27 protein-coding genes are annotated in these 25,148 nt (G+C 58.8%); 18 read left to right on the forward strand and 9 right to left on the reverse strand.

Features of this window, described 5'->3' with window-relative positions; translation table 11 throughout:
* Positions 1-41: 41 nt before the first annotated feature.
* From HBN61_RS06290 to HBN61_RS06315, 6 genes are all read left to right on the forward strand, one after another.
* Entirely contained in the window at positions 42-905 is an 864-nt protein-coding gene (locus HBN61_RS06290; RefSeq protein WP_094991808.1) for a YicC/YloC family endoribonuclease, read from the forward strand.
* Positions 906-918: 13 nt separating this feature from the next.
* Positions 919-1,539: a guanylate kinase gene (gmk, locus tag HBN61_RS06295; protein ID WP_047278749.1), complete on the forward strand. Its 621-nt coding sequence runs from the start codon at positions 919-921 to the stop codon at positions 1,537-1,539.
* A gap of 168 nt (positions 1,540-1,707) precedes the next feature.
* Positions 1,708-1,971 carry a DNA-directed RNA polymerase subunit omega gene (rpoZ, locus tag HBN61_RS06300; protein ID WP_016782707.1) on the forward strand — a complete coding sequence of 88 codons (264 nt, stop codon included), beginning with the start codon at positions 1,708-1,710 and terminating at the stop codon, positions 1,969-1,971.
* A gap of 60 nt (positions 1,972-2,031) precedes the next feature.
* Positions 2,032-4,137: a bifunctional GTP diphosphokinase/guanosine-3',5'-bis pyrophosphate 3'-pyrophosphohydrolase gene (spoT, locus tag HBN61_RS06305; RefSeq protein ID WP_047278746.1), complete on the forward strand. Its 2,106-nt coding sequence runs from the start codon at positions 2,032-2,034 to the stop codon at positions 4,135-4,137.
* 34 nt (positions 4,138-4,171) lie between these two features.
* Positions 4,172-4,552: a deaminase RidA gene (gene ridA / locus HBN61_RS06310; protein ID WP_019828190.1), complete on the forward strand. Its 381-nt coding sequence runs from the start codon at positions 4,172-4,174 to the stop codon at positions 4,550-4,552.
* Between the two features lie 70 nt (positions 4,553-4,622).
* Positions 4,623-5,366 (forward strand): hypothetical protein, encoded by a 744-nt coding sequence (locus tag HBN61_RS06315; protein WP_094991806.1) that lies wholly within the window; start codon positions 4,623-4,625, stop codon positions 5,364-5,366.
* A 45-nt stretch (positions 5,367-5,411) separates the two neighbouring features.
* Here the strand turns inward: HBN61_RS06315 and HBN61_RS06320 are convergent, their stop codons facing one another.
* On the reverse strand, positions 5,412-6,269 hold the full coding sequence (locus HBN61_RS06320; RefSeq protein ID WP_169962360.1) for an SDR family oxidoreductase: 858 nt from the start codon (positions 6,267-6,269) through the stop codon (positions 5,412-5,414).
* A gap of 185 nt (positions 6,270-6,454) precedes the next feature.
* On the opposite strand from HBN61_RS06320, the gene exbB reads away from it, so the two are divergent.
* The 6 genes from exbB (at position 6,455) to HBN61_RS06350 (ending at position 13,253) form a co-directional block, all read left to right on the forward strand.
* Positions 6,455-7,429: a tonB-system energizer ExbB gene (exbB, locus tag HBN61_RS06325; protein WP_170046362.1), complete on the forward strand. Its 975-nt coding sequence runs from the start codon at positions 6,455-6,457 to the stop codon at positions 7,427-7,429.
* 6 nt (positions 7,430-7,435) lie between these two features.
* Positions 7,436-7,861 (forward strand): TonB system transport protein ExbD, encoded by a 426-nt coding sequence (gene exbD / locus HBN61_RS06330; protein ID WP_047278735.1) that lies wholly within the window; start codon positions 7,436-7,438, stop codon positions 7,859-7,861.
* A complete protein-coding gene (locus HBN61_RS06335) occupies positions 7,858-8,607 on the forward strand; it encodes a TonB family protein (RefSeq protein ID WP_094991803.1) in 750 nt (249 codons plus the stop codon). The genes exbD and HBN61_RS06335 overlap by 4 nt, the downstream gene beginning before the upstream one ends.
* Positions 8,608-8,769: 162 nt before the next feature.
* A complete protein-coding gene (locus tag HBN61_RS06340; protein WP_047278730.1) occupies positions 8,770-9,690 on the forward strand; it encodes a hydrogen peroxide-inducible genes activator in 921 nt (306 codons plus the stop codon).
* 8 nt (positions 9,691-9,698) lie between these two features.
* Positions 9,699-11,774 carry an ATP-dependent DNA helicase RecG gene (recG, locus tag HBN61_RS06345; RefSeq protein WP_170046363.1) on the forward strand — a complete coding sequence of 692 codons (2,076 nt, stop codon included), beginning with the start codon at positions 9,699-9,701 and terminating at the stop codon, positions 11,772-11,774.
* A gap of 78 nt (positions 11,775-11,852) precedes the next feature.
* A complete protein-coding gene (locus tag HBN61_RS06350; protein ID WP_170046364.1) occupies positions 11,853-13,253 on the forward strand; it encodes an aminoacyl-tRNA deacylase and HDOD domain-containing protein in 1,401 nt (466 codons plus the stop codon).
* 48 nt (positions 13,254-13,301) lie between these two features.
* Here the strand turns inward: HBN61_RS06350 and HBN61_RS06355 are convergent, their stop codons facing one another.
* The 4 genes from HBN61_RS06355 to HBN61_RS06370 all read right to left on the reverse strand — a co-directional run bounded on the left by HBN61_RS06355 (position 13,302) and on the right by HBN61_RS06370 (position 15,707).
* Entirely contained in the window at positions 13,302-13,685 is a 384-nt protein-coding gene (locus HBN61_RS06355) for a helicase (RefSeq protein WP_170046365.1), read from the reverse strand.
* A gap of 207 nt (positions 13,686-13,892) precedes the next feature.
* Positions 13,893-14,168 (reverse strand): HU family DNA-binding protein, encoded by a 276-nt coding sequence (locus HBN61_RS06360; protein ID WP_016782719.1) that lies wholly within the window; start codon positions 14,166-14,168, stop codon positions 13,893-13,895.
* Between the two features lie 189 nt (positions 14,169-14,357).
* Positions 14,358-15,506, reverse strand: coding sequence for an NAD(P)/FAD-dependent oxidoreductase (locus tag HBN61_RS06365; protein WP_094991799.1), 1,149 nt, complete (start codon positions 15,504-15,506; stop codon positions 14,358-14,360).
* A gap of 33 nt (positions 15,507-15,539) precedes the next feature.
* The gene (locus HBN61_RS06370) at positions 15,540-15,707 is read right to left on the reverse strand and encodes a rubredoxin (protein ID WP_170046366.1); all 168 of its coding nucleotides are present in this window, start codon (positions 15,705-15,707) and stop codon (positions 15,540-15,542) included.
* A gap of 209 nt (positions 15,708-15,916) precedes the next feature.
* Here HBN61_RS06370 and HBN61_RS06375 point away from each other — a divergent pair, with 209 nt between their 5' ends.
* Both HBN61_RS06375 and ubiA read left to right on the forward strand, forming a co-directional pair.
* Complete coding sequence (locus HBN61_RS06375) at positions 15,917-16,471, forward strand: chorismate--pyruvate lyase family protein (RefSeq protein ID WP_170046367.1); 555 nt, start codon at positions 15,917-15,919, stop codon at positions 16,469-16,471.
* On the forward strand, positions 16,471-17,361 hold the full coding sequence (gene ubiA, locus HBN61_RS06380) for a 4-hydroxybenzoate octaprenyltransferase (protein ID WP_170046368.1): 891 nt from the start codon (positions 16,471-16,473) through the stop codon (positions 17,359-17,361). The genes HBN61_RS06375 and ubiA overlap by 1 nt, the downstream gene beginning before the upstream one ends.
* Positions 17,362-17,379: 18 nt before the next feature.
* Here ubiA and HBN61_RS06385 read toward each other — a convergent pair whose 3' ends face one another.
* The gene (locus HBN61_RS06385; RefSeq protein WP_170046369.1) at positions 17,380-19,761 is read right to left on the reverse strand and encodes a penicillin acylase family protein; all 2,382 of its coding nucleotides are present in this window, start codon (positions 19,759-19,761) and stop codon (positions 17,380-17,382) included.
* A gap of 28 nt (positions 19,762-19,789) precedes the next feature.
* Positions 19,790-20,374 carry a DUF6436 domain-containing protein gene (locus tag HBN61_RS06390; RefSeq protein ID WP_094991795.1) on the reverse strand — a complete coding sequence of 195 codons (585 nt, stop codon included), beginning with the start codon at positions 20,372-20,374 and terminating at the stop codon, positions 19,790-19,792.
* A 109-nt stretch (positions 20,375-20,483) separates the two neighbouring features.
* On the opposite strand from HBN61_RS06390, the gene bipL reads away from it, so the two are divergent.
* Positions 20,484-21,458: a phospholipase BipL gene (gene bipL, locus HBN61_RS06395; protein WP_170046370.1), complete on the forward strand. Its 975-nt coding sequence runs from the start codon at positions 20,484-20,486 to the stop codon at positions 21,456-21,458.
* On the opposite strand, the gene HBN61_RS06400 is transcribed toward bipL, so the two are convergent.
* Complete coding sequence (locus tag HBN61_RS06400) at positions 21,441-22,193, reverse strand: DUF2059 domain-containing protein (protein ID WP_094991793.1); 753 nt, start codon at positions 22,191-22,193, stop codon at positions 21,441-21,443. The two genes, bipL and HBN61_RS06400, sit on opposite strands and share 18 nt — an antisense overlap.
* 152 nt (positions 22,194-22,345) lie before the next feature.
* Between HBN61_RS06400 and HBN61_RS06405 the strand changes: the two genes are divergently transcribed.
* The 3 genes from HBN61_RS06405 to HBN61_RS06415 all read left to right on the forward strand — a co-directional run bounded on the left by HBN61_RS06405 (position 22,346) and on the right by HBN61_RS06415 (position 24,285).
* Positions 22,346-22,981: a 2OG-Fe(II) oxygenase gene (locus HBN61_RS06405; protein WP_170046390.1), complete on the forward strand. Its 636-nt coding sequence runs from the start codon at positions 22,346-22,348 to the stop codon at positions 22,979-22,981.
* A complete protein-coding gene (locus HBN61_RS06410) occupies positions 22,978-23,460 on the forward strand; it encodes a 2-thiouracil desulfurase family protein (protein WP_170046371.1) in 483 nt (160 codons plus the stop codon). The genes HBN61_RS06405 and HBN61_RS06410 overlap by 4 nt, the downstream gene beginning before the upstream one ends.
* 93 nt (positions 23,461-23,553) lie before the next feature.
* Entirely contained in the window at positions 23,554-24,285 is a 732-nt protein-coding gene (locus HBN61_RS06415) for a carbonic anhydrase (protein WP_094991790.1), read from the forward strand.
* A gap of 89 nt (positions 24,286-24,374) precedes the next feature.
* Here HBN61_RS06415 and HBN61_RS06420 read toward each other — a convergent pair whose 3' ends face one another.
* The gene (locus tag HBN61_RS06420; protein ID WP_094991789.1) at positions 24,375-25,010 is read right to left on the reverse strand and encodes a hypothetical protein; all 636 of its coding nucleotides are present in this window, start codon (positions 25,008-25,010) and stop codon (positions 24,375-24,377) included.
* Positions 25,011-25,148 lie beyond the last annotated feature (138 nt).

The following is a 25,148-nucleotide window of genomic DNA, read 5'->3' on the forward strand; positions in this document are numbered from 1 at the left end:
ATGGCCGCTTGGCTTCATTCATCGGATCGCGAGGTACCTCCATGGTGCATAGCATGACCGCCTTTGCCCGCGTCGAAAGCGCTGGCACTCAAGGCACCCTTAGTTGGGAGCTGCGCTCGGTCAACAGCCGCTACCTGGAGCCGCATCTGCGTCTGCCCGAGTCTTTTCGTGACCTGGAAGGCGCTGTGCGCGAAGCGCTGCGGCAGGGTATTTCCCGAGGTAAGCTCGAATGCACGTTGCGTTTCACTGAGGAGACCACGGGCAAGCCGTTGCAAATTGATCGTGAACGCGCCGCACAACTGGTCGCGGCCGCAGAGAGCGTCGCAGGCCTCATCAAGCACCCCGCTGCGTTGAACCCTTTGGAAGTGCTGGCATGGCCGGGCGTTCTGGTGGCCGACGCCGCGGATCCGCAAGCGTTGAACTCACAGGCATTGGCCTTGTTCAAGCAAGGTCTGCAAGAGCTTAAAAACGGGCGTGAGCGGGAAGGTGCCGAGCTGGCTCGACTCATCACTGACCGTCTGGCCGCCATCGAAAGTGATGTCGAGACCTTGCGGGAGCTAGTCCCTCAGATGCTGGCCACCCAGCGTCAAAAGGTGCTCGATCGCTTTGCCGACATGAAGGCTGAAATGGACCCACAGCGCCTTGAGCAGGAAATGGTCATGCTGGCGCAAAAAAGTGACGTGGCCGAAGAGCTTGACCGTTTGAGCACCCACCTCCTGGAAGTGCGGCGCGTGCTCAAGTCGGGGGGTGCTGCTGGTCGGCGCCTCGATTTCCTGATGCAAGAGCTCAACCGTGAAGCCAATACATTGGGCTCCAAAGCGTTTGATCCCCGCAGCACACAAGCAGCGGTCAACCTCAAAGTGTTGATCGAGCAGATGCGCGAACAAGTACAGAATATTGAGTAAGGCTTCCCCTGACATGACCCACAGCACTGGCACCCTTTACATCGTTTCTGCACCTTCGGGTGCAGGAAAAACCAGCCTGGTAAAGGCGCTGATCGACCTTGAGCCGCAAATCCGCGTCTCGGTTTCGCATACCACGCGGGCGATGCGTCCGGGTGAAGTGGACGGCGTGAACTATCACTTCGTCGAGCGCGAAGAGTTCGTGAAAATGATCGAGCACGGCGACTTTCTTGAGCGCGCAGAAGTGTTCGGCAATCTCTATGGCACTTCCCAAAGCCATTTGCAGCAGACTCTGGATGAAGGTCACGACCTGATTCTGGAAATCGACTGGCAGGGCGCCGAACAAGTGCGCAAGTTGATGCCTCAAGCACGCTCGATTTTTATCCTGCCGCCAAGCCAGCAAGCATTGCGTGAGCGTCTGGATAATCGCGGGCAGGACAGCGATGAAATCATTGACGGCCGCATGCGCGAAGCAGTGAGTGAAATGAGTCACTACGTCGACTATGACTACCTGATTATCAATGATGACTTTGCGCTGGCGCTGGAGGACTTGAAGGCTATTTTCCGTGCCAATCGCCTGCAGCAGAAGCGTCAGCAGCAGCGTTATGGCAAATTACTGGCCGAACTGCTCGGCTAAAGGGCTCTTCCCAAAACCCCTGTAACGCCTTTACATTGGCGCTTACAGACGGTTTCGGGAGGGCGCTTGAAAAATCAGCGCTTCCCTAATGGCTGGTGATTTTTTAAACTGTTCAGTCCGCTCGCCCATCCGGGCAGCGCGCATATTGCATTTGCTACGAGGAAGACCATGGCCCGCGTAACCGTTGAAGACTGTCTAGAACACGTGGATAACCGCTTTGAGCTGGTCATGCTGTCTACCAAGCGTGCCCGCCAACTGGCCACCGGTGGTAAAGAGCCGTTGGTTCAGTGGGAAAACGACAAACCTACTGTTGTTGCCCTGCGTGAAATCGCTGAAGGCCTGATGAGCTACGAGTTTATCGCCAACGCTGAAATCGTCGAAGACGAACCGCTGTTTGCAGCGTTCGAGGACGAGTCCAACGAGGCGAACTAAGCCTATGCCCGGTCGACGTAGCACGGCGAAGGGTCCAAAGTTTTGGTCGGAGGTTAACTCTTGCCGAGCATAGACGCCCTCGCCGATCGCTTGTCGGCGTACCTCGGCCCGGACCAGGTCAATCTGGTCCGCCGAGCGTACTACTACGCAGAACAAGCCCACGACGGCCAGCGCCGACGTAGCGGCGAACCTTATGTCACGCACCCGCTGGCAGTCGCGAATATTCTTGCCGACATGCACATGGATCATCAAAGCCTGATGGCGGCGATGTTGCACGACGTAATCGAAGACACCGGTATTGCCAAAGAGGCGCTCGTCGCGCAGTTCGGCGAAACCGTGGCAGAACTGGTTGATGGCGTCAGCAAGCTGACCCAGATGAACTTCGAAACCAAAGCCGAAGCCCAAGCCGAAAACTTCCAGAAAATGGCCATGGCCATGGCGCGGGATATCCGTGTGATTCTGGTCAAACTGGCTGACCGTCTGCACAACATGCGTACCCTCGAAGTGTTGTCCGGTGAAAAACGCCGACGGATTGCCAAGGAAACCTTGGAAATCTATGCGCCCATTGCCAACCGGCTGGGCATGCACAACATTCGAATCGAATTCGAAGACCTCGGTTTCAAAGCGATGTACCCGATGCGCTCGGCGCGCATCTATCAAGCCGTTAAACGTGCTCGGGGCAATCGCAAGGAAATCGTTAACAAGATCGAAGAATCGCTGAGTCACTGTCTGGCCGTTGACGGCATTCAGGGCGAGGTTAGCGGTCGCCAGAAACACATCTACGGCATCTACAAAAAGATGCGCGGCAAGCGTCGGGCATTCAACGAAATCATGGACGTTTACGCGTTCCGCATCATCGTCGACAAGGTCGATACCTGCTATCGCGTGCTGGGTGCTGTACATAATTTGTACAAACCCCTTCCGGGGCGCTTCAAAGACTACATTGCCATTCCCAAGGCCAACGGCTATCAATCGCTGCATACCACGCTGTTTGGCATGCATGGCGTACCGATCGAAATTCAGATCCGTACCCGTGAAATGGAAGAAATGGCCAACAACGGTATTGCCGCCCACTGGTTGTACAAATCCAGTGGCGACGAGCAACACACCGGCACCCATGCCCGAGCACGGCAATGGGTCAAAGGCGTGCTTGAAATGCAGCAGCGCGCAGGCAACTCCCTTGAATTCATTGAAAGCGTGAAAATCGACCTGTTTCCGGACGAGGTTTACGTGTTCACCCCCAAAGGCCGGATCATGGAGCTGCCAAAAGGCTCCACGGCGGTCGATTTTGCGTACGCGGTACACACTGACGTGGGCAACAGTTGCATTGCCTGTCGGATCAATCGTCGTCTTGCACCGCTGTCCGAACCGCTGCAAAGCGGCTCCACGGTCGAGATTGTCAGCGCGCCCGGCGCCCGTCCGAATCCGGCCTGGCTCAACTTTGTGGTGACAGGCAAAGCCCGTACCCACATCCGTCACGCCCTGAAGTTGCAGCGTCGTTCCGAGTCGGTGAACCTTGGCGAGCGATTGCTGAACAAGGTACTTAACGGCTTCAACAGCTCGCTGGACAAGATCCCGGCCGAGCGTGTGCAAGCGATGCTCAACGAATATCGCCTGGAGCAGATCGAAGATTTGCTCGAGGACATCGGCCTGGGCAATCGCATGGCTTACGTCGTCGCTCGCCGCCTGATGGGTGAAGGCGAACAGTTGCCAAGCCCGGAAGGGCCGCTGGCCATCCGGGGGACAGAGGGCTTGGTGCTCAGCTACGCCAAGTGCTGTACGCCAATTCCGGGCGACCCGATCGTGGGTCATTTGTCTGCGGGCAAAGGCATGGTTGTGCACTTGGACAACTGCCGCAATATCAGCGAAATCCGCCATAACCCAGAGAAGTGCATCCAGCTTGCATGGGCCAAGGATGTAACGGGCGAATTCAACGTCGAGTTGCGCGTCGAACTGGAGCATCAGCGCGGCCTGATCGCGCTGCTGGCCAGTAGCGTCAACGCTGCCGACGGTAACATCGAGAAGATCAGCATGGACGAACGCGATGGTCGAATCAGCGTGGTCCAACTGGTGGTCAGCGTGCACGACCGCGTGCACCTGGCTCGCGTGATCAAAAAACTGCGTGCCCTTACCGGGGTTATCCGCATCACTCGGATGCGTGCATAGGCCGTCTACCGGCGGCCATTACAAGGAGTCAAACATGACCAAGACTGTTATCACCAGCGACAAGGCACCTGCCGCCATCGGTACTTATTCCCAGGCGATCAAAGCTGGCAATACCGTCTACATGTCGGGTCAGATCCCGCTGGACCCAAAAACCATGGAGCTGGTTGAAGGCTTCGAAGCCCAGACCATCCAGGTGTTTGAGAACCTGAAGTCGGTTGCCGAAGCGGCCGGCGGTTCGTTCAAAGACATCGTCAAGCTGAATATCTTCCTGACTGACTTGAGCCACTTCGCCAAGGTCAACGAGATCATGGGCACGTACTTCGAACAACCTTACCCGGCACGTGCCGCCATTGGCGTTGCAGCCCTGCCAAAGGGTTCGCAGGTTGAAATGGACGCTATTCTGGTTATCGAGTAATGCCCCTCGGCGCAGCGTCTTCATGCTGCGCCAACTCCCCCGCTTTTCCCCGTTTTAAAAGGATTCCACCATGCGCAAAGCGCTAGCCTTGTCACTGCTCACCGTTTTTCTGGGTGGCTGTGCCAACGAACCCGCCCACCGCGATGTCAGTGGTATCTGGATCAACCAGGCTGCGATTGATGCAGCTGCCAAGGGCGGCAACCTGCGTGAAGCATTGCTGACGTACGGCCCCAACCTCGAGTGGGACATTGACACCCAACGCGCTCAAGCTCGCTATACCAATGGATTCGAGCGGGTCGAAGGCAAATTACAGCCTGAAGAAAAGGGTGTGTGGCAGGTCAATTTTTATGGCAGCGCCGCAACGGCCTTGAGTGTGGATGGTGATGAGCTGATCCAGTCTGCGGCTGACGCCGATCCTCAGCAATCATTCGTGCGGTCGGGCGTCAATGTAATGGCCGATGACCCGCTTGGCACCAGCTTTGAAAAAGCGCTCAAATCAGCCTATCTGGGTGGCCAGTGGCGCATTCAAAGTGGCATGGGGAAAGGTGGCACTGTTACGTTTTCCCCAGGTGGCCAGCTGACGGGGTTGCCCGGCATGAATGCCTACGCTCTCTGTTTGGCGGGCGATTGTGCTTCGATGAGCGGTGAGTACGACAGCTTGTGGCTGCAGCAAGGAGATGCGGGGGCTGCGCACATTTTCGTGCGTAAAGGTAAGCAGCTCGAAATCTTTGAAGCGCTGGATGCATCGCAACCCGACGAAATGCCCCAGTTGTATCCGGGCAAGCGTGAATGGGTGCTTGAAAAACAGGGCTAGAGCGTGTGCGGGAGCCTGCTCAACAGCTCCCGCCCTTGCCCATGATTAAGCCTGCCCTGCCAAAATTGCCGCATAGCCTTCACGGTAGCTCGGGTAGCGCGGTTCCCAGCCTAATGCCCTGACACGCGCGTTGCTGCACCGCTTGCTGCCTGCACGGCGCACGCTCGCTTCATCACTCCATTCAGTGACGCCCAGTTGCTTGCGCAGCCAGTCGACGACTTCTGCCAGCGACGCAGGTTCGTTATCGACGCCGATGTAACACGCGTCGAGCTTTTTGCCCTGTTGGTGGACTTCCAGCAGAAAGGCCAGCAACCCGCCCGCATCGTCCGCGTGGATTCGATTGCCATATTGCGGCGGATCATTCGCGACACGATAGCCCTTGCGCACTTGCCCCAGCAGCCACTCTCGGCCAGGTCCGTAAATACCGGTCAGACGTACAACGCTGGCGGGGATGCCGCTGTTCAATGCGATCTGTTCGGCCTCCAGCATGATGCGGCCTGAATAACGCGTAGCTTCGGTCGGTGAGTTCTCGTCGACCCATTCCCCTGCTTGTTGCACATAGACCCCGCTGCTGGAGACAAACAGCAAGTGTTTAGGGTGTTGGTTGTGCTGTTTGAGCCAGCTCAAGGTGTGGGTGAGGGCTTGCACATACGCGGCTTGATAGCCGGCTTCGTCATGCTCGGTCGCGGCCACACTATAGACAACGTAATCAATCTGTTCTGTGGGCCACTGGGTCGGGCACTGCGTGCTGAACAGGTCGGCTGCAACGCCGATCACGCCCTTGGGCAGTCGATCAATGGAGCGGCGCAACCCGTACACTTTCCAGTCGGCCTGCAATAACTGGGTGGCAAGTCGGCTTCCGACATCGCCGCAACCGACGATCAACACAGCGCCTTTGGTCATCTCAAACTCCTGGGGAAAAGCTAAAAAGCGGTACGAAAAGGTCAGACGTTGGTCGTGACACTGGAAAAAAACAGGTGCTATTGCTTTTGTTAACAAGAATTACTTGCAATAATAACGCATCATTTGTCCTTGGTCTTACACGCGTTGTAGGGCAAAACCTTAATACTTTCTCAGGTCAGGCTAGCATGACACGCAATCATTCCACCGCTTCGCCAACCCAGCCGTTGAGCCCGACACGCCTATGGCGTGCAGTGGCGGCGCTGATGTTCAGCCTGTTACTTGCTCCTGCTGCTGCGTTTGCCGATGAGCCAACGACGCCTGCTAACCAACCTGCTGCTGTCGCGGCTGACACGGCGGCTCCTGGCGCAACCGAGCCTGCGCCCGCCGTTGACGGCCTTGCGGCGCCCGCGGACGAAACACAGCAAATTGTGGCTGAAGAAGGCAACAGCCTGGGCATGGCGCACGACCTGTCGCCCTGGGGTATGTACAAAAACGCCGATATCATCGTCAAAATTGTCATGATCGGCCTGGCAATTGCTTCGATCATTACCTGGACCATCTGGATCGCCAAAGGTTTTGAAGTGCTGGGCGCCAAGCGTCGTCTGCGTTCCGAAATCGCCAGCCTGAAAAAGGCCCGTACCCTCAAGGAAGCCAGTGAGTCGGCTGCCAAAGAAGGCACGCTTGCTCACTTACTGGTGCAAGACGCCCTTGAAGAAATGCGTTTGTCGGCTAACAGCCGGGAAAAAGAAGGCATCAAGGAACGTGTGAGTTTCCGTCTGGAACGACTGGTAGCCGCATGCGGCCGCAACATGAGCAGCGGCACAGGTGTACTGGCCACCATCGGTTCGACAGCCCCGTTTGTCGGCCTGTTCGGGACCGTATGGGGCATCATGAACAGCTTCATCGGCATTGCCAAAACCCAGACCACCAACCTGGCTGTTGTAGCGCCCGGTATTGCCGAAGCCCTTCTGGCGACGGCGTTGGGCCTGGTTGCAGCGATCCCGGCGGTTGTGATTTACAACGTCTTCGCGCGCTCTATCACAGGCTACAAGGCCCAAGTGGCAGACGCGTCAGCCGAGGTGTTGTTGCTGGTAAGCCGTGACCTCGATCACCTGCCGCCTGAGCGCAGCTCGCAACCGCACATGGTGAAAGTGGGGTAATCGGCCATGGGCCTGCATTTAAAAGAAGGCGCAGACGATCTCGCCGAGAACCATGAAATCAACGTCACGCCCTTTATTGACGTGATGTTGGTGCTGTTGATCATCTTCATGGTGGCCGCTCCGTTGGCCACTGTGGACATCAAAGTGGACCTGCCTGCCTCGACTGCCAAGCCTGCCCCTCGTCCCGAGAAGCCGGTGTTCCTGAGCGTCAAGGCTGACCAGCGGCTGTTCCTTGGCGAAGAGCCGGTCTCGGTTGAAGCCTTGGGCCCGACCCTCGATGCCCGCACGCACAACAACAAGGACACGACTATCTTCTTCCAGGCCGATAAAGGCGTGGATTACGGTGACTTGATGAGCGTAATGGATGCATTACGCGCAGCCGGTTATTTGAAGGTGGGTCTGGTCGGACTTGAGACGGCAGCCAAGAAATGAGCATGACGCGCCAAAAGATGACGCGTTACGGAATCAGCCTGGCCGTGGTATTGGGCGTCCATGCAGTGGCGGTCATACTCGCCCTGCAGTGGTCTGCCCCGCGTGCGATCGAACTTCCGCCTCAGGCGATGATGATCGATCTCGCACCACTGCCGGCACCGCCTCCTCCTGCGCCGCCGAAAGTGGTGACACCACCACAGCCGCCGGCTCCAGTGGAAGAGTTGCCGATCCCCAAGCTGGCCGAAGCGCCCAAGCCGAAGATTTCCGTTCCTAAACCGGTCAAGCCCAAGCAGAAGCCGCAGCCTCCAAAGCCTGTGGAAAAGAAGCCGGACCCGGTCAAAGAGAAGCCTTCTGAAGAAAAACCGAGCGATGCGACGCCAACCAAGGCGCCGAGCGAGAAGTCTGCCGCCCCGGCACCGGGCCCATCGGCCCAGCAACTGGCTGCGAAGGCCAGTTGGGAAGGCGCGTTGCTGGCTCACTTGGGCAAGTACAAAAAGTACCCGCCTGCCGCTCAGTCGCGCGGAAAGGAAGGCCTGAACCGATTGCGCTTCGTGGTCGATGCCGAGGGCAAGGTGCTGTCCTATGAGCTGGTGGGGCGTTCTGGCAATGCTGATCTGGACCGGGCTACCCTGGAAATGATCCGCCGGGCACAGCCGCTGCCCAAGCCACCGGCAGACATGCTGACCAACGGCAGCATTGAAATTGTGGCCCCTTTCGTTTATTCGATAGATAAACGTCGGCGCTGACAGCTCAAAGGGCACCGCGAGGTGCCCTTTTTGCATCTACAGCCAAGAGAAAAACAGCACGGACATTGATTAGCGACTGTAGCTCTGTGGGTAATGTCTGATAACGTGCGTCTATCGATTGCAGCCGTTATGCTTTGGCCCGCAACCACATGGACGCCCGCTATGACTCTTACAGAATTGCGTTACATCGTTACTCTTGCCCAAGAGCAACACTTCGGCCATGCGGCTGAGCGTTGCCACGTCAGCCAACCGACCCTCTCGGTGGGTGTGAAAAAACTGGAAGACGAACTCGGTGTGCTGATTTTTGAGCGCAGCAAAAGCGCCGTGCGACTCACCCCTGTGGGTGAAGGCATTGTGGCCCAGGCTCAAAAAGTACTGGAGCAGGCGCAAGGCATTCGCGAGTTGGCACAAGCGGGTAAAAACCAGCTGACTGCCCCGCTCAAGGTCGGCGCGATCTATACCGTCGGCCCATACCTGTTCCCGCATTTGATCCCGCAACTGCACCGGGTTGCCCCGCAGATGCCGTTGTACATCGAAGAAAATTTCACGCATGTGCTGCGCGACAAGCTGCGCAACGGCGAACTGGACGCGATCATCATCGCCCTGCCGTTCCAGGAAGCCGACGTGCTGACGTTGCCGCTCTACGATGAGCCGTTTTACGTGCTGATGCCGAGCGAGCACCCGTGGACCAAAAAAGAAACCATCGACGCCAGTTTGTTGAATGACAAGAGCCTGCTGTTGCTGGGTGAAGGTCACTGCTTCAGGGATCAGGTGCTGGAAGCGTGCCCGACCCTGACCAAAGGCAATGACGGCGCCAAACACACCACAGTGGAATCCAGTTCGCTCGAAACCATTCGCCACATGGTGGCCTCGGGTTTGGGAATCTCGATCCTGCCGCTGTCGGCGGTGGACAGTCACCACTATTCCCCCGGCGTGCTGGCCGTGCGTCCACTGACGCCGCCTGTGCCATTTCGCACCGTAGCGATTGCCTGGCGTGCCAGTTTTCCCCGGCCTAAAGCCATTGAGATTCTCGCTGACTCGATTCGCCTGTGCTCGGTGGCCAAGCCGCCTGCTGCGACATAAGCGCTGTCATGACCGAGTTGTCGAAGGTATCGGTCACTGCGCTCAAGGGCGTGGGCGAGGCCATGGCCGAGAAATTGGCCAAGGTCGGGCTGGAAACCGTACAAGACGTATTGTTCCACTTGCCGCTGCGCTATCAGGACCGCACTCGCGTCGTGCCCATCGGCGCGTTGCGGCCGGGCCAGGATGCGGTGGTCGAAGGGCGGGTGATCGGCGCCGATGTGGTCATGGGCAAACGCCGCAGTCTGCTGGTACGGATCAATGACGGCACCGGCGGCCTGAGCCTGCGCTTCTACCACTTCAGCAATGCGCAAAAGGAAAGCCTCAAGCGCGGCACTGAAGTGCGCTGTTACGGCGAAGCGCGTCCCGGCGCATCGGGGCTCGAAATCTACCACCCGGAATACCGCGCCATCACGGGCGATGAGCCTCCTCCGGTGGATACCACCCTGACCCCGATCTACCCCACGACGGAAGGCCTGACCCAGCAGCGGTTGCGTCAGTTAAGCCAGCAAAGCCTGGCCATGCTGGGGCCGCGAAGCCTGCCGGACTGGTTGCCGCGGGAGCTGGCCAAAGACTACCAATTGGCCCCGCTGGACGAGGCGATTCGTTATTTGCACCAGCCCCCGGCCGATGCGGATGTTGAAGAACTCGCCCTTGGCCATCATTGGGCTCAGCACCGGCTTGCCTTCGAAGAACTTCTGACCCATCAGCTGTCCCAACAACGCCTGCGTGAAAGCTTGCGTTCGCTGCGTGCCCCGGTTTTGCCCTTGGCCAAAAATCTGCCTGTGCAATTTTTGAACAATTTGGGTTTCTCTCCGACCGGCGCTCAAGTGCGCGTAGGCAACGAAATTGCCTACGACCTCAATCAGCATGAGCCAATGCTGCGCCTGATCCAGGGCGATGTGGGTGCCGGAAAGACCGTGGTCGCGGCCATGGCGGCCTTGCAAGCGCTGGAGGCTGGCTATCAAGTGGCATTGATGGCACCGACGGAGATCCTTGCGGAGCAACACTTCATCAGTTTCAAGCGCTGGCTCGAACCGCTGGGGCTTGAAGTGGCGTGGTTGGCCGGCAAGCTAAAGGGCAAGGCTCGCGCCTCTGCGCTGGAGCAAATTGCCAATGGCGCGCCCATGGTGGTGGGCACACACGCGTTGTTTCAGGATCAAGTGCAGTTCAAAAACCTGGCCCTGGTCATCATCGACGAGCAGCACCGTTTCGGTGTTCAACAGCGGCTGGCCCTGCGCAATAAGGGCGCGGGCGGTGTGATATGCCCGCATCAATTGATCATGACGGCAACACCTATCCCGCGCACGCTGGCCATGAGTGCTTACGCTGACCTCGACACGTCGATCCTCGACGAACTGCCCCCCGGCCGAACGCCCGTCAACACCGTGTTGGTGGTCGACACCCGGCGTGTCGAAGTGATCGAGCGGGTTCGCGCCGCCTGTGCCGAAGGCCGGCAGGCGTACTGGGTCTGCACCCTGATCGAAGAGTCCGAAGAACTGACCTGCCAGGCGGCAGAAACCACGTTTGAAGACCTGTCCAGCGCCCTGGGCGAGTTGCGCGTCGGGCTGATACACGGACGCATGAAAGCCGCAGAAAAGGCCGAAGTCATGGCGCGCTTCAAGGCGGGCGAGTTGCAATTGTTGATCGCCACCACGGTGATTGAAGTCGGGGTCGACGTACCCAACGCCAGCCTGATGATCATCGAAAACCCCGAGCGCCTTGGGCTGTCGCAACTGCACCAGTTACGCGGCCGCGTCGGGCGTGGCAGCGCCGTCAGCCATTGCGTGCTGCTGTACCATCCGCCGCTGTCGCAAATCGGCCGTCAGCGTCTGGGAATCATGCGCGAGACCAATGACGGTTTCGTTATCGCGGAAAAAGACCTGGAGCTGCGTGGCCCCGGCGAAATGCTCGGGACTCGGCAAACAGGCCTTCTGCAATTCAAAGTCGCGGACCTGATGCGCGATGCCGACCTGCTGCCTGCGGTTCGTGATGCCGCGCAAGCGCTCTTGGAGCGTTGGCCAACCCATGTCAGCCCGCTGCTGGACCGATGGCTGCGACATGGTCAGCAATACGGGCAGGTCTAAAGCGCGTTCAGTAAATAGATCAGCGGCCGATTAACTGCCTGATAACCACATTCGAGTTGTAAGAACCGGACACACACCATGACTAAAGTCGCCAGCGTCTCAACCTCCCCGAGCACACCTTCCGTTATCCGGGAATTGCTCGGCGAGTTGGCCATCCCCTACCGGGAAGTCATTGACCACCCCGGCCTGAATCCCGCTCGCAAGGTTCAAGCCGCACTGCTCGATGATTCGGTAGGTGCGCTCATGGTGCTGTTCCCGCAGAGCCATTTGCTTGACCTCAATCGTTTGGCCGAGTTGACCGGTCGGCGGATGACGGCCGTGGCGCCGGCCGCGCTTGAACGCATGCTCGGCAAGCACGAACTGATGTTGTTGCCGGGGTTGCCAGCGCTCACCAGCTCGCCTTGTCTGTACGAAGAGCAATTGCTGCAACAACCGCTGCTGCTGATTAATGCAGGCGAGCCGGGTCTGTTGCTGGAGATTGCGCAGGAAGACTTCAAAAGCATGCTGACCAAAGCCAGCGCGGGCCGTTTTGCGGAACCGCTGGCGGCCATCAAGCTCAACCTCGACCGCCCCGATGACGACAGTGAGGCCATTACTGAGGCGGTGCATGCCTTTACCGCGCGACGCATTCAGCAGCGGCTGGAAGCCACCATCGAGATTCCGCCGTTGGCTGAAACCGCGCGCAAAATCATCCGATTGCGCGTCGATCCCAACGCCACCATCGACGACATCACCGGTGTGGTCGAAACCGACCCGGCACTCGCCGCTCAAGTGATGAGCTGGGCGGCGTCGCCGTATTACGCGTCGCCGGGCAAGATTCGCTCAGTAGAAGATGCAATCGTCCGCGTACTGGGTTTCGATCTTGTGATCAATCTGGCGCTGGGACTGGCCTTGGGTAAAACCTTGAGTTTGCCCAAGGATCACCCGCAATCGAGCACACCTTACTGGCAGCAGTCGATCTACACCGCAGCGGTGATTGAAGGGTTAACCCGCGCCATGCCCCGGGCCGGACGCCCTGAAACCGGCCTGACGTATCTGGCGGGCTTGCTGCACAACTTCGGTTATTTGTTGCTGGCCCACGTGTTTCCTCCGCATTTCTCGCTGATTTGTCGTCATCTGGAAGTGAACCCGCACGTCAGCCATAGCCTCGTTGAGCATCATTTGCTGGGCATTACACGTGAGCAGATTGGTGCATGGCTGATGCGCTATTGGGATATGCCTGACGAGCTGTCGTCAGCACTGCGCTTCCAGCATGACCCGCATTACACCGGCGAGCATGCTCAGTATCCGAATCTGGTGTGTGTGGCCGTGGGCCTGTTGCGTAGCCGAAGCATCGGGCACGGGCCTTATGAGCCGTTGCCGGATGCGTTGTTCGAAAGCCTTGGCGTTACGCGCGAGAAAGCTGAAGACGTCGTCAGCAAGGTGCTGGAGGCCGAGGTGCTGCTGCGAGAGCTGGCGGCGCAGTTCAGTCAGGCGTAAAGCCAACGCGCCGCTAAATACCCTCTCCCGGCCGCAGAGGATCAGGTTTCACTGGGCTTTCGGTTTTTTTCGCGGCTTGAGGTATTTGGTCAGCCCCTGGAACCAGATCACCTGTGCCGGATTACCCTTGATCTGAATCGACTTGTCCTGAATCCCGGTCATGAATGCCAACTGCTTGTTCTTGGCCTGCAGGGTTGCATATCCGTAGGCAGCATCCTTGAATGCAATCGCAAAAGCCGGTTCCGGATAAAGCCCGGCGTGGCTGGTGATGCGCTGGTTCTGGACCTTGAAGTGACGGGCAACTTTGCCATCGAGGGTTTGCAGCTGGAACACAAGATCCTTGTCCACCAGTTGCTGCTTAAAGGCAGGGTTTTTACGGCTGGCCTTGCTCATCAGGAAGCCCAGCATCCAGAGCAAAAAACGAAATTTCATCTACGCGGCCTCAGGGAAAAATAAATGGCCGGCGCAGTGTAGCGATTTGCTCAGAGAACGCCATAAATCTATAAGGATAGGCGTAGATAGGCGATTTTTTGCCACTTATGGCCGCACGATTGTCTCATTGTCTATCAAGAATGGGCGACTGGCCGGGCCAGCGTGCCCATTCTTCATGGCCAGGTGCAGCGAATGGCCGGACGAAGACTAAGGGTTGACGCTGTCTTTCAGGAATTTGCCAGGCTTGAACGCAACGGTGTTGCTGGCCTTGATCGTAACCGGCTGACCCGTTTGCGGGTTTTGGCCGGTACGAGCGCCGCGATGACGCTGGATAAAGGTGCCGAAGCCCACGAGCGTGACGCTGTCTTTGCGGTGCAGGGCCTGGGTGATTTCTTCCAGTACTGCATTCAGGACGCGGTTGGCTTGTTCTTTGGTGAGGTCAGCCTTTTCAGCGATGGCGGCGGCGAGATCTGGTTTACGCATGATGAAGCCTCTTTGACGGTTTTTTGTTGTTATGTCCGTGCTGCTCTCTGTGGAGCAACGCCTAAGGCGCCGCAGGCTCTACGCTGCGGCAGACCGGTGTGAGAATGGCATGCGGCAAAAGCCGACGCCAGCATCGATCCGGCCTTTGTTGCCTTAAGGCAAAGGCATATACGACAGAATTCGCAGCATTTACGCCAAAAGTGCAGGCAGCTCTTTGTTAAGCGCCAATTTCTCGCGGACGGCTTCACCCGTCAGTGCATAACCCAGCAATTTGCCATCAGCATCGCGGCACAGCGCTTTGATATCGGCGCCAGCGCCTTCAACGGACCAAACCCCTTCGTGGCCTCGAGGGACGGGTGATACGACCAAGGGGCACACTGGCGTTTTGACCGTGATCGGCATCGCGCCATAGCTGACAGCCGTCGGGTTGCCCGCCAGCGTTTGCGCGAGCGCGCGGGCGCAGCTCATCAAAGGCATTACGTACAGCAAGCTCAGCCCTTCCACCTCGGCGCAGTCCCCGAGCGCGAAAATGTTGGCGTGGGAGGTTTTCAGCAGGCGATCCACTTCGATCCCGCGATTGACACGGATCCCGGCAGCAGCGGCCACGTCGATGCGTGGTCGCAAACCAATGGCGGACACCACTACGTCGCACGGGATGACGCTTCCGTCCGACAGATGCGCTTGTAGCCCCTCCTGCGTCCGTTGCAGACGGGTCAGCACCGGCCCGAGATGGAAACGTGCGCCGAGCCCTTCAAGGGCCGATTGCACCGCTGTCGCGGCGGCCGGGTGCAGCAGGGTGGGCATGATCTGTTCGCACGGGGCAACCAGCTCCACGTCATAGCCGCCAGCGATCAGGTCATTGGCGAATTCGCAGCCAATCAAACCTGCGCCCAATATCAGCACACGGCGCTTGCCCGCAGCCGCTGCGCGAAACCGTGCGTAGTCTTCCAGGTCGTTGATCGGAAAAATCGCGTCCTGAGCGTCGCCTTCCACCGGCACCTGCACGGTCTGCGCGCCCCACGCCAAAATCAGGTCGCGATACGGGACGGCTTCTTCGCCGATCCACAATTGTTTATGGCCGGGATCGATGCCGCTGATGCGCGTGTGGGTGCGCACTTCGGCTTTGAGTTGCTCGGCCATCGCGCCCGGCGTGGCCATGCTCAGGCCGTCGGCTTCCTTGTTTTTGCCAAAGCCGGTGGAGAGCATGGGTTTGGAGTAGGAACGCCCGTCATCGGCCGTGATTAACAACAGCGGCGTTTCGCTGTCCAGTTTGCGAAACTCACGGGCCAGGTTGTAGCCGGCCAGCCCGGTGCCCACGATCACGACAGGTGCGTTCATTCCATTCTCCATAGGGGTGAAACTCAAAAGTGTTTAGTTGATTTCGATCATTTCGAAATCCATCTTGCCGACGCCGCAGTCCGGGCATAGCCAGTCATCAGGTACGTCCTGCCACAGCGTGCCGGGGGCGATGCCGTCATCCGGCCAGCCGTCGGCTTCGTTATAAATCAGTCCACAGACAATGCATTGCCACTTTTTCATGGGTATTTCCTTGGGTTCAGGCGTTGGCAAGCCCACGGTTTTTTAACAACGGCGCGTGGTGCTTGGTGAAATCAGGGCGTTTTGTACTGATCGAACGCGGCAGATGCAAGCCTGTTTGCTGCCAATCGGTACTCAAGCGCTCAGGCATGGGGCAGCGTGATAAGCTCGGCGCCCTCAATGGCTGCCAATTATGACCGACTGTGCCGCACATGACTTCCCCGTTGATCTCCCCCGTCTGGCGTGAACAAAGCCAGCTCGGCGCCCTGCCCGACGCCCTCACCCTCGACTGGTTGTTCGATGAAGGCTCCCTGACCCGCCGCCTCACCGCGCTGTCGAATAACCACTTCAGTGTGTTGCCGCTGTATGAAGGGTGGCAAACCCTGCGCGATGACGAATGCCGCGCACTGGGGCTGCCGGCTGCCAGCCTGGGTTGGGTGCGCGAAGTGTATTTGCGCGGGTATCACCTGCCGTGGGTGTTTGCCCGCAGTGTGGCTTCCAAGTCCGCGCTTGAAGCGGGTGGTTTGAATATGGACGCGCTGGGTACGCGTTCGCTGGGCGAGTTGTTGTTCAGCGATCAGGCGTTCGAGCGAGGCCCGTTGCAGGTGTGCCGTTACCCGCGGGACTGGCTGCCGGACGCTGACCGGGCCGACAACCTGTGGGGGCGGCGCTCACGCTTTGTGCGCGGGTCGTTGAGCGTGCTGGTGGCTGAAGTGTTTTTACCCAACCTGTGGGCTGCTGTGTGTGCCCGGCCGGAGAACAACTGATGTACGTGCGTTTGCTCAAATCACTCAATCGCCTGAACCCCCGCGCATGGGACTTCATCCAGCTGACACGCATGGACAAGCCTATCGGCATTTATCTGCTGCTGTGGCCAACCCTGTGGGCGCTGTGGATTGCGGCTAAAGGTGTGCCTTCGCTAAGCAACCTGCTGATCTTCGTCTTCGGCGTCATCCTGACCCGTGCCGGAGGCTGTGTGATTAACGATTTTGCGGACCGCAAGGTCGACGGCCACGTCAAGCGCACTGAACAACGCCCTTTGGTGAGCGGAAAAATCAGCAGTAAAGAAGCATTGGTATTTTTTGCCCTGCTGATGGGGATCAGTTTCCTGCTCGTGCTGTGCACCAATGCGCCCACCATTTGGCTGTCTTTCGGGGGCCTGGCGTTGGCAGCCAGTTACCCATTCATGAAGCGCTACACCTATTACCCGCAAGTGGTGCTGGGCGCTGCCTTCTCGTGGGGAATGCCGATGGCGTTCACCGCCGAAACCGGCAGCCTGCCCGCAGCGGCATGGCTGCTGTACATCGCTAACCTGCTCTGGACCGTGGCCTATGACACCTACTACGCCATGACTGACCGCGAAGACGACTTGAAAATCGGCGTCAAATCCACCGCCATCCTGTTCGGTGATGCCGATCGCGTGATCAACCTCAGCCTGCAGGGCCTGGCGCTGGGTTGCTTGTTGCTGGCCGGCACGCACTTTGATCTGGGCGGCTGGTTCCACCTGGGCCTGCTGGTGGCTGCGGGCTGCTTCGTGTGGGAGTTCTGGTACACCCGCGACCGCGATCCGCAGCGCTGTTTCAAAGCCTTCCTTCACAATCACTGGGCAGGGTTGGCGATCTTCGTCGGCATCGCCCTCAACTACGCACTGGCCTGACCCTGTGCAGGCCCGTCCCTACAGTTTGGGCATCAAACGCAAGGTGCTACGGGTGTTGAGCTGCACATCGGCCTCTTCCAGGTACGGTTTGTCGTACTGGCCTTCAATGAAGCTTTGCGCCTGATCCTTGTAGTGCTTATCGAACGGCACTCCACTCTGACCCACCGGGTTGATGGTCAGGGTATGGGTGGGGTCTGCAAAGTCGATCAAACGCCGGGTGGACGGGCCGTAACTCACCGGCCACGGCGCCGGCCCGAGTTTGGCCGACAGGTTATTGGGCACTTCATGGCTTCCCGGCGCGTCGAACGGGCCGACGTTGAGCAGCCAGTCCAGCGGCTTCTGTTTGCCCAGCGGGTGCTCGTGGGTCAGGGTATGCGCCCGTCCCCACTGCCAGTGCGCGGGATCGTCCCCCAGGGTTGCCTTGAGCTGAGTGATGCTGTTTCGCCACGCGACCAGCACCGTGTCGGCCCGCGACTCTTGCGCCAGTGTGTGGCGGTTGTCCCACCACGGCGATTTTGGAGTGGCAACCAGGCGAGGTAGCGCCTCATCCACCAATCGGGTGGTCAGCAGCATGTCGAAGAACGCATCGCCCAACTCATCTTGCATCGCGGCATCGGCCAGGCTGAACAGCAATTGATTGAACAGCGTTGCACTGGTCGATTCCAGCGGGTAATCGCCCTGCCACTGGGCCAGTTGCTCCACCAGCTTGAGCTCGGCCGGGTCGCTCACCACCTTGCGCAGTACAGGCAGCAGTGGTTTGAGCACACGCTGCCCATAACCTGTGATGGTGCCCAGTTGCAGTGCCTGACTGTTTTTCAGGTTCCACTTCACGCCGGGGGCGCTTAGCTGTCGATTGAGCTGCTGGCCGCGGTCGGCCAGGTTGTAATAGCCCGCAATCTCAATGCCGGCGGGCGACACCGGCTGGAAGTTGGCCGACACGATATAGCCGCGTGGCGGGTTCACTTCCTGCGGGTTGGCGCTGAACGGGTAAAACCCGGGCTTATCGGCCTGCGAAGTGCTGCCGTCCAGAATGAACGCCGGGTTCACCCCAGCCGGGCGTTTGGGCAGTTGTGCGGCGGCCCACCAGCCGATGTCGCCTTTGGCATTGGCCCACACCACATTGAGCCCCGGCGCGTGGATGTATGTCGCTGCCTTGCGCGCTTTGCTGACTGTGTCGGCGCGGTTGAGCTGGTAAAAACCTTCCAGAATCGGGTTTTTGGTTTCCAGAAAGCCCCACCACATGGCGATGGGCGTATTGCCTGCGATGTCGCCCAATACATCGTTGATGATCGGCCCGTGAGGCGACTGGCGCAGCACCAGCGTCACAGGGGCTTGGCCCTTGACGGCAATTTCCTGTTCGGTTCGGGTCATGTCGACCCATTGGCCCTGATACCAGACCTGATTCGGGTTGGCGGGGTTAGTCTTTTCGGCGATCAAGTCCAGGTCATCGTTCTGGAACATCGTCAGGCTCCAGCCGAACGCACGGTTGTTGCCCAGAAACGCGAACGGCACCAGCGCCTGGTGATAGCCGTACAGGTCGAAATCCGGGGCCGACAGCTGCGCTTCATACCACACAGACGGCACTGAAAAACGAATGTGCGGATCGCCTGCCAGCAGCGGCTTACCGCTTTGTGTGCGTCTGCCTGACACGACCCAGGCATTGCTGCCTTCAAATTGCGGCAACCCGGCCTGACTCAAGGCGCTGTCGCTGAGCTGCGCCAGTGCACCGAGGGTCTTCCAGTCATTCGCTGCCAGGGCCGGGGGCAAAACCCCTTTGGGTTGCCAGTCGAGGTCAAAGACCTTCAGATAATCGCTGCCCAATTGATCGCGCACATAGGTCAGCAGGGGCTCGGTACGAAAGGCGGCGGCAAAGCTGTAGGCCATGTAGCCGGCGACACTGAGGGTGTCTTCGGCGGTAAACGCGCGCGGGGTGATGCCCAGCACGTCGAACTCCACGGGTTTAGCGTGGGTGGCCTGATAGTGATTGATGCCGTCCAGATATGCTTGCAGTGCCAGCCACGCAGGGGATTGCGGGTCCAGTTCACTGACATAACTGGCCGCTCGCTCACGAATGCGCAAGCTGCGAAACAGCTTGTCGGTGTCCACCAATTTGGGACCCAGCACTTCGGCCAGCTCACCCCGGGCCAGACGGCGCATGATTTCCATCTGGAACAGGCGATCCTGTGCCTGCACATACCCTAGCGCCCGGTACATATCGAGCTGATTGCCCGCGCGAATATGCGGCACGCCGCGTTCGTCGTACCGCACGTTGACGGGCTCTTGCAGTGTGGGCAGTTCAACCTGCCCCTGACGCGTGGGCAATTTGCTCTGCACGTACCAGATACCACCCCCGGCCACGGCGGCGACGATGAGGGCAATAACGGTCAAACGGCGTTTCATGGGTGAACTCCTGTTCGTTAAAACGCCATCACGGCGCGACGAGATCGGCCTGCCACGGGCAATAACAGCCCACGGCCATGGTGTGAGTGGCTTTGACCGGGCGCCCGGCGCTCAGCGCTTGCAGGATCGGCTCGATAAAACTGTTGCTGGCGTTGCACGTTGCCCCTTCGCTGTAGGGGCCGAAGTACGCCAGCTGACCACTGTGGTCCCAGATAGCGACGGCAGGGCTGGCGCTCACGTGTTCGGCGCCGGGCAGTCGGGCGAGGGGTTTGATCGCGCCGAGGCTGTCGGGCAATTGGCCTTGCGTGCCTGACTTTTGCACCGAATAGAACGCGATGCCCAGTGGCACGTAATGCGCTAACAGTTCGCTCAGGTGTTGCTGGTTGCCGACATTGCACGGGCACGCCGGGTCCCAGAAATGCACCACGCGGATGGGCCCCGGCCCGGACAGCTCGGCGGGCAGGCTCAACACATCCCCGGCGAACAGCGCGGTCTGATCGCTGAAGGGACGAATGTACTGTCCCTGAAACCAGTCATAAGCGGCCCATAACCCGCCCGCGCAAACAAGGGTCAGCACGCAGGCAAGCAGGGTCTTGAAAGTGGGCACGGGCATGAAATTAGGTCCTCGAAGGCCGCGTAGCTTGCCATGCTTGACCTGACAGATGAATATCGACGGTCTATAAAGCCTGTTTTGCGCACACGCGCCCTGCCTGGAACCCCTTATGCCTGCCCCGTTTTCCCCCGATACCTTGCGCGCCAGTTTGCAGCCCTTGGCCGCAGATGGCCCGATATCGAGAGAAGGACTGGCGTATCAGCGCTTTTACGGGCTGGACTTCCCCCATCGCGCCATCCCCGTGAAGCGTCAATTGGGGCGCTACAGCGCCGCGGGCTTCGATCTGGTCAGCCAAGTGTGGTGGCCCGAGGCGACGCCGGTGGGCACGCTGTTTGTGATACACGGTTTTTACGACCACATGGGGTTGTACCGTCACGTCATTGAATGGGGATTGGACCGAGGTTTTGTGGTGATTGCCTGCGACTTGCCGGGGCACGGCCTGTCCAGTGGCGAGCGGGCCAGCATTGGCGATTTTTATCAGTATCAGGAAGCCTTGCAGGGCTTGTTCATTGAGGCGCAGTCACTGTCGCTGCCCCAGCCGTGGCACTTGTACGGGCAAAGCACCGGTGGCGCGATCGTGGTGGATCATTTGCTGCGTCAGGGCGACAGCAGCCCGGCGCAAGGGCAGGTGATATTGATGGCACCGCTGGTGCGGCCCAAGGACTGGCATTGGTCAAAATTCAGCTATTACCTGCTGCGGCCATTCGTCAAAGGTATTGCCCGGCGTTTCAGCGAAAACACCAACAACCCCGATTTCATGCCGTTCTTGCAGGCTGATCCGTTGCAGCCGCTGCGTTTGCCTACCGCTTGGGTCGGTGCGCTGGCCCGCTGGATCCCGCGCATTGAAAGCGCACCGCCCTGTGCGCGTCAGCCGCTGATCATTCAGGGCGACGCTGATAAAACCGTGGATTGGCGACATAACGTGCAGGTGCTCAACAGCAAATTCCAGCAGCCGCACCTGTTGCTGCTACCCGGCGCTCGCCATCACTTGGCCAATGAAACGGATGAAATACGCGAGCGGTATTTCGCGTTTATGGATCGGCACTTCGACGCGTCGCCCGTAAGCTCACGGCGCCAGGCTTGAGGTGCTCTGCCCGACCGCCAATCCCGCACGCACTGCGCTCAGGGCGGCCTGGTAATACGCTTTGCCTTCAGGCGACTCAGCAAAGGTGACGAATTCTTCTAGTTCGGGGTCGGACAAGTCGCGATAAACGTAGAGCAACGTGTTATCCAACTCGCCGCCGATCTGTTCCATCAACCGCTGGCGCTGTCCGTTGAGCATGCCTTGGGCCTGACCGCCGCCGAGCAGTCCCGGGATCATCGAACTCAGGCTGTCAGCCGCCACACCGGCAATCGCGAGGCTGACTTCTGCCCCTGCTTCGCGGGCAGGCAAGGCGTTGGACAGATGGTTAATCAGCAATTGGCGGGTGGCGCTGGCTTCAATGCGGGGCAAACCTTGGGCATGCTGCGCCAATTGATCGCGACGCGTGGCCAGCAGTTCGGCCGCGACAATCTTGCGCCCCAACCCGGACTGGAAAAAAGCCAGTGCGGGGGCTGGATCGGTCAGGTTTTTGCGCATCTGATCCTTGGCGCGCGCGTCCATGGCTTGCGGGTCGAAACGCTGGCTGCTGTTGTTGACCAGTGCTTGATACACAGCGGGCGGCAAATTGCTGCGATAGCGCTCTTGGGCAGCCGTCAGCGCGTCATTGAAATGCGCACGTTGATCCGACCAGCCAGCGACCTTGTACAAATCATCCAGGCTGTCTGACCATGCGGGTAATGAACAAAAAATAAGCAACGATAAAACCAAGCGGCGCATGAAGGACTCCTGTCAACAAGTCGCTATTGTCCGGGTGTGGCGTAGGACTTGTCGAGAATTCGTCTAGTCCAAAGGGCTTTTAAAGGGCGAGCGGTATTTTTTCGTGGAACACCGCTATATGGCTCTGTCAGATTTTGAGACGTATGGATACTATGCGCGCCATGCAAATATCCTCTGATCACCCGCTGTTACTGCGCATTGTCGACGACCTGTACGCACAGGGATGGTCACAGCAAAATATCTTCCTGCCCGATGCTTTGACCCTTGAGCTGGCGGCTGAGTGCCGTAAACGTTCGGCTGAGGGTGAACTGACCCCTGCTGCGGTGGGGCGCGGGCTGAACCAGGAAGTCCGCGAGGGGATCCGCGGGGACCACATTCAATGGCTGGAGCCCGGAGAGGCGCTGGCCTGTGACAGTTATCTTGGCTTGATGGAAAGCCTGCGAGTCGCTATGAACCGCAGGCTTTTTTTGGGCCTGGAGGACTTCGAAAGCCACTTCGCGATGTACCCGCCGGGCGCGTTTTACCTCAAGCACCTGGACCGCTTTCGCGACGACGACCGACGTATGGTGTCGGCAGTGGTGTACCTCAATCAGGCATGGTTGCCCGAACATGGTGGGCACTTGCGCATGTACCTCAATGACCGCGGCGAATACGATGTGCTGCCGACGGGCGGCTGCCTGGTGGTGTTCCTTTCGGGGGAAATCCCCCATGAAGTCATGCCCGCAACCCGAGACCGCTTGTCGTTGACGGGCTGGTTCCGGCGCCGTCCCACGGAGATCGTGCTGTGAAGCCAAAAGTGCTGGTCAGCCGCTGCTTGTTGGGGCATCGCGTGCGGTATGACGCAGGTGCAAGCGGCCCGTACCCGCAACTGATGCAGTGGCAAGCTGAAGGCCGGGTGATTGCACTCTGCCCTGAGGTTGCGGGTGGCTTGCCCACGCCGCGCGCTGCGGCCGAGATTCCGGGTGGCCAAGGCAGTGAAGTCCTCAGCGGTAAGGTCCCGGTCATAACGACAGACGGTGAAGATGTCACCGAGGCGTTTGTTTCTGGCGCCCGGCAAGCGCTGGCGTTGGTTGAGAAACACGGTATTCGCGTCGCTATTCTCAAGGCCAACAGCCCTTCATGCGGCAACCGGCTAACCTACGATGGCAGTTTCAGCGCAACTAAAGTGGCAGGTCAGGGCGTGACGGCCGCGCTGCTGAGCGAGGCTGGCGTGAAGGTGTTCAGTGAACTTGAACTCGATGACGCGGCCAAAGTGCTGGAGCAATGACCCGCACCTGTCCGGGCCATACGCAGGTTTAGCGTAGAGCCCCGATTTGAGTTCAGGTAACATCCGGTGCCACTTTGCCTTGGGGAATACGCGATGAGTGATAAACAAAAACCGCAGCCTGCTGCTTCGGCCACTGGCCCTTCACACGCTGAAAGTGCCGACGCAGCGTTGCACCATATCGTTGATGGTTTTTTACATTTCCATCACGAAATCTTCCCTGAACAAGAAGCTTTTTTTAAAAAACTCGCCACTGCGCAACGACCACGGGCAATGTTCATTGCCTGTGCGGATTCGCGCATCGTGCCTGAGTTGATTACCCAAAGTGCGCCGGGTGATCTGTTTGTGACCCGTAACGTTGGCAACGTAGTTCCACCGTACGGTCAGATGAACGGTGGTGTTTCAACCGCCATTGAATACGCCGTACTGGCCTTGGGCGTGCAGCACATCATCATTTGCGGCCACTCGGACTGTGGCGCAATGCGCGCTGTGCTGAACCCGGCCAGCTTGAAAAAAATGCCGACGGTTCGCGCCTGGCTGCACCACGTAGAAGTGGCCAAAACCATGGTGCAGGACAACTGCAACTGCGCCAATGAAGCCGAAAGCATGCACGTACTGACCGAAGAAAACGTCATCGCTCAGTTGCAGCATTTGCGCACCCACCCGTCAGTGGCTTCGCGCATGGCCAGCGGGCATTTGTTCATTCATGGCTGGGTGTATGACATCGAAACCAGCCAGATCAAGGCGTATGACGCAGATAAAGGCGCTTTCCTGCCACTCGACGGGACCAACCCGATCCCGAGTGCAACGCCCAAGGCGCGTTTCTAAACCAGGCCGGTAGTCGCCGCCGGGCAGCGCGAGGCTGATTCGGCGGCGCAGCCGTCGCACGTCAATGAGCCCGTGCGACACGTGCAAGCTTACAAATTCAAACCGACACCCAACTGTTTGGACAGGCACGGCCAGCGCTTCCAGGCGGCACCGGTGTCGGGGCTGGTGAGTTTGTCGCGGTAGGCTTCCACCGATTCCAGCGCGAAACACTCGTCGTCCAGCATGCGGTCAAGCGCGTGATGCACGACTTCATCCAATTGATTGGCAAAACTCTCACCGATCAATTGATGCGCGATCAGGTTGGCCACCGTGGTGTCCAGCGGGATCAGCGGCTGCTTGAAGTGCTTGATATAGAGGTCGTTGACCTCTTCCACCAGGCGGTGCGCCAAATACGCTTCATCCAGCAAACCTTCCAGACCGACGTGTTCCTTCATCAGTGCTGGCGGCTGAACGAAAAACTGTTCGGCAATTTTCAGTACCGGCTTGATCTGCGACTCGATGCCCGCTTCGCGCGCGACTTCATTGGCCGCTTCCAGCAAGTCAGGCACTTGATCGATATAGGCGCTGACAAAGCGCGTCATCACTGCACTTTTATCGACCTCGGGCACATGAATGGTCGCGTGAAGGTGCGGCAGTTTGGTTTCCAGTTGGCGAGCGAGCAGGCCCGTATCGGCCTCATGTTCTTGGGCACACAAGATCTGCTCGCGGATGGCGGCGGTGTTCATGGGAACTCCAGGGAGACACTAGACAGGGAATATCGTTGAAAAATGGCCCCGTGAACCACAGGGCCTTTTTCAGAGGGCGCGTATTGTTATTCATTTTGCGATCGGGCAGTGAGTGCCATTTGTCGTTGGGGTCAGTTT

The organism is Pseudomonas sp. WS 5071, assembly GCF_012985765.1.
Lineage (GTDB): Bacteria > Pseudomonadota > Gammaproteobacteria > Pseudomonadales > Pseudomonadaceae > Aquipseudomonas > Aquipseudomonas lundensis_A.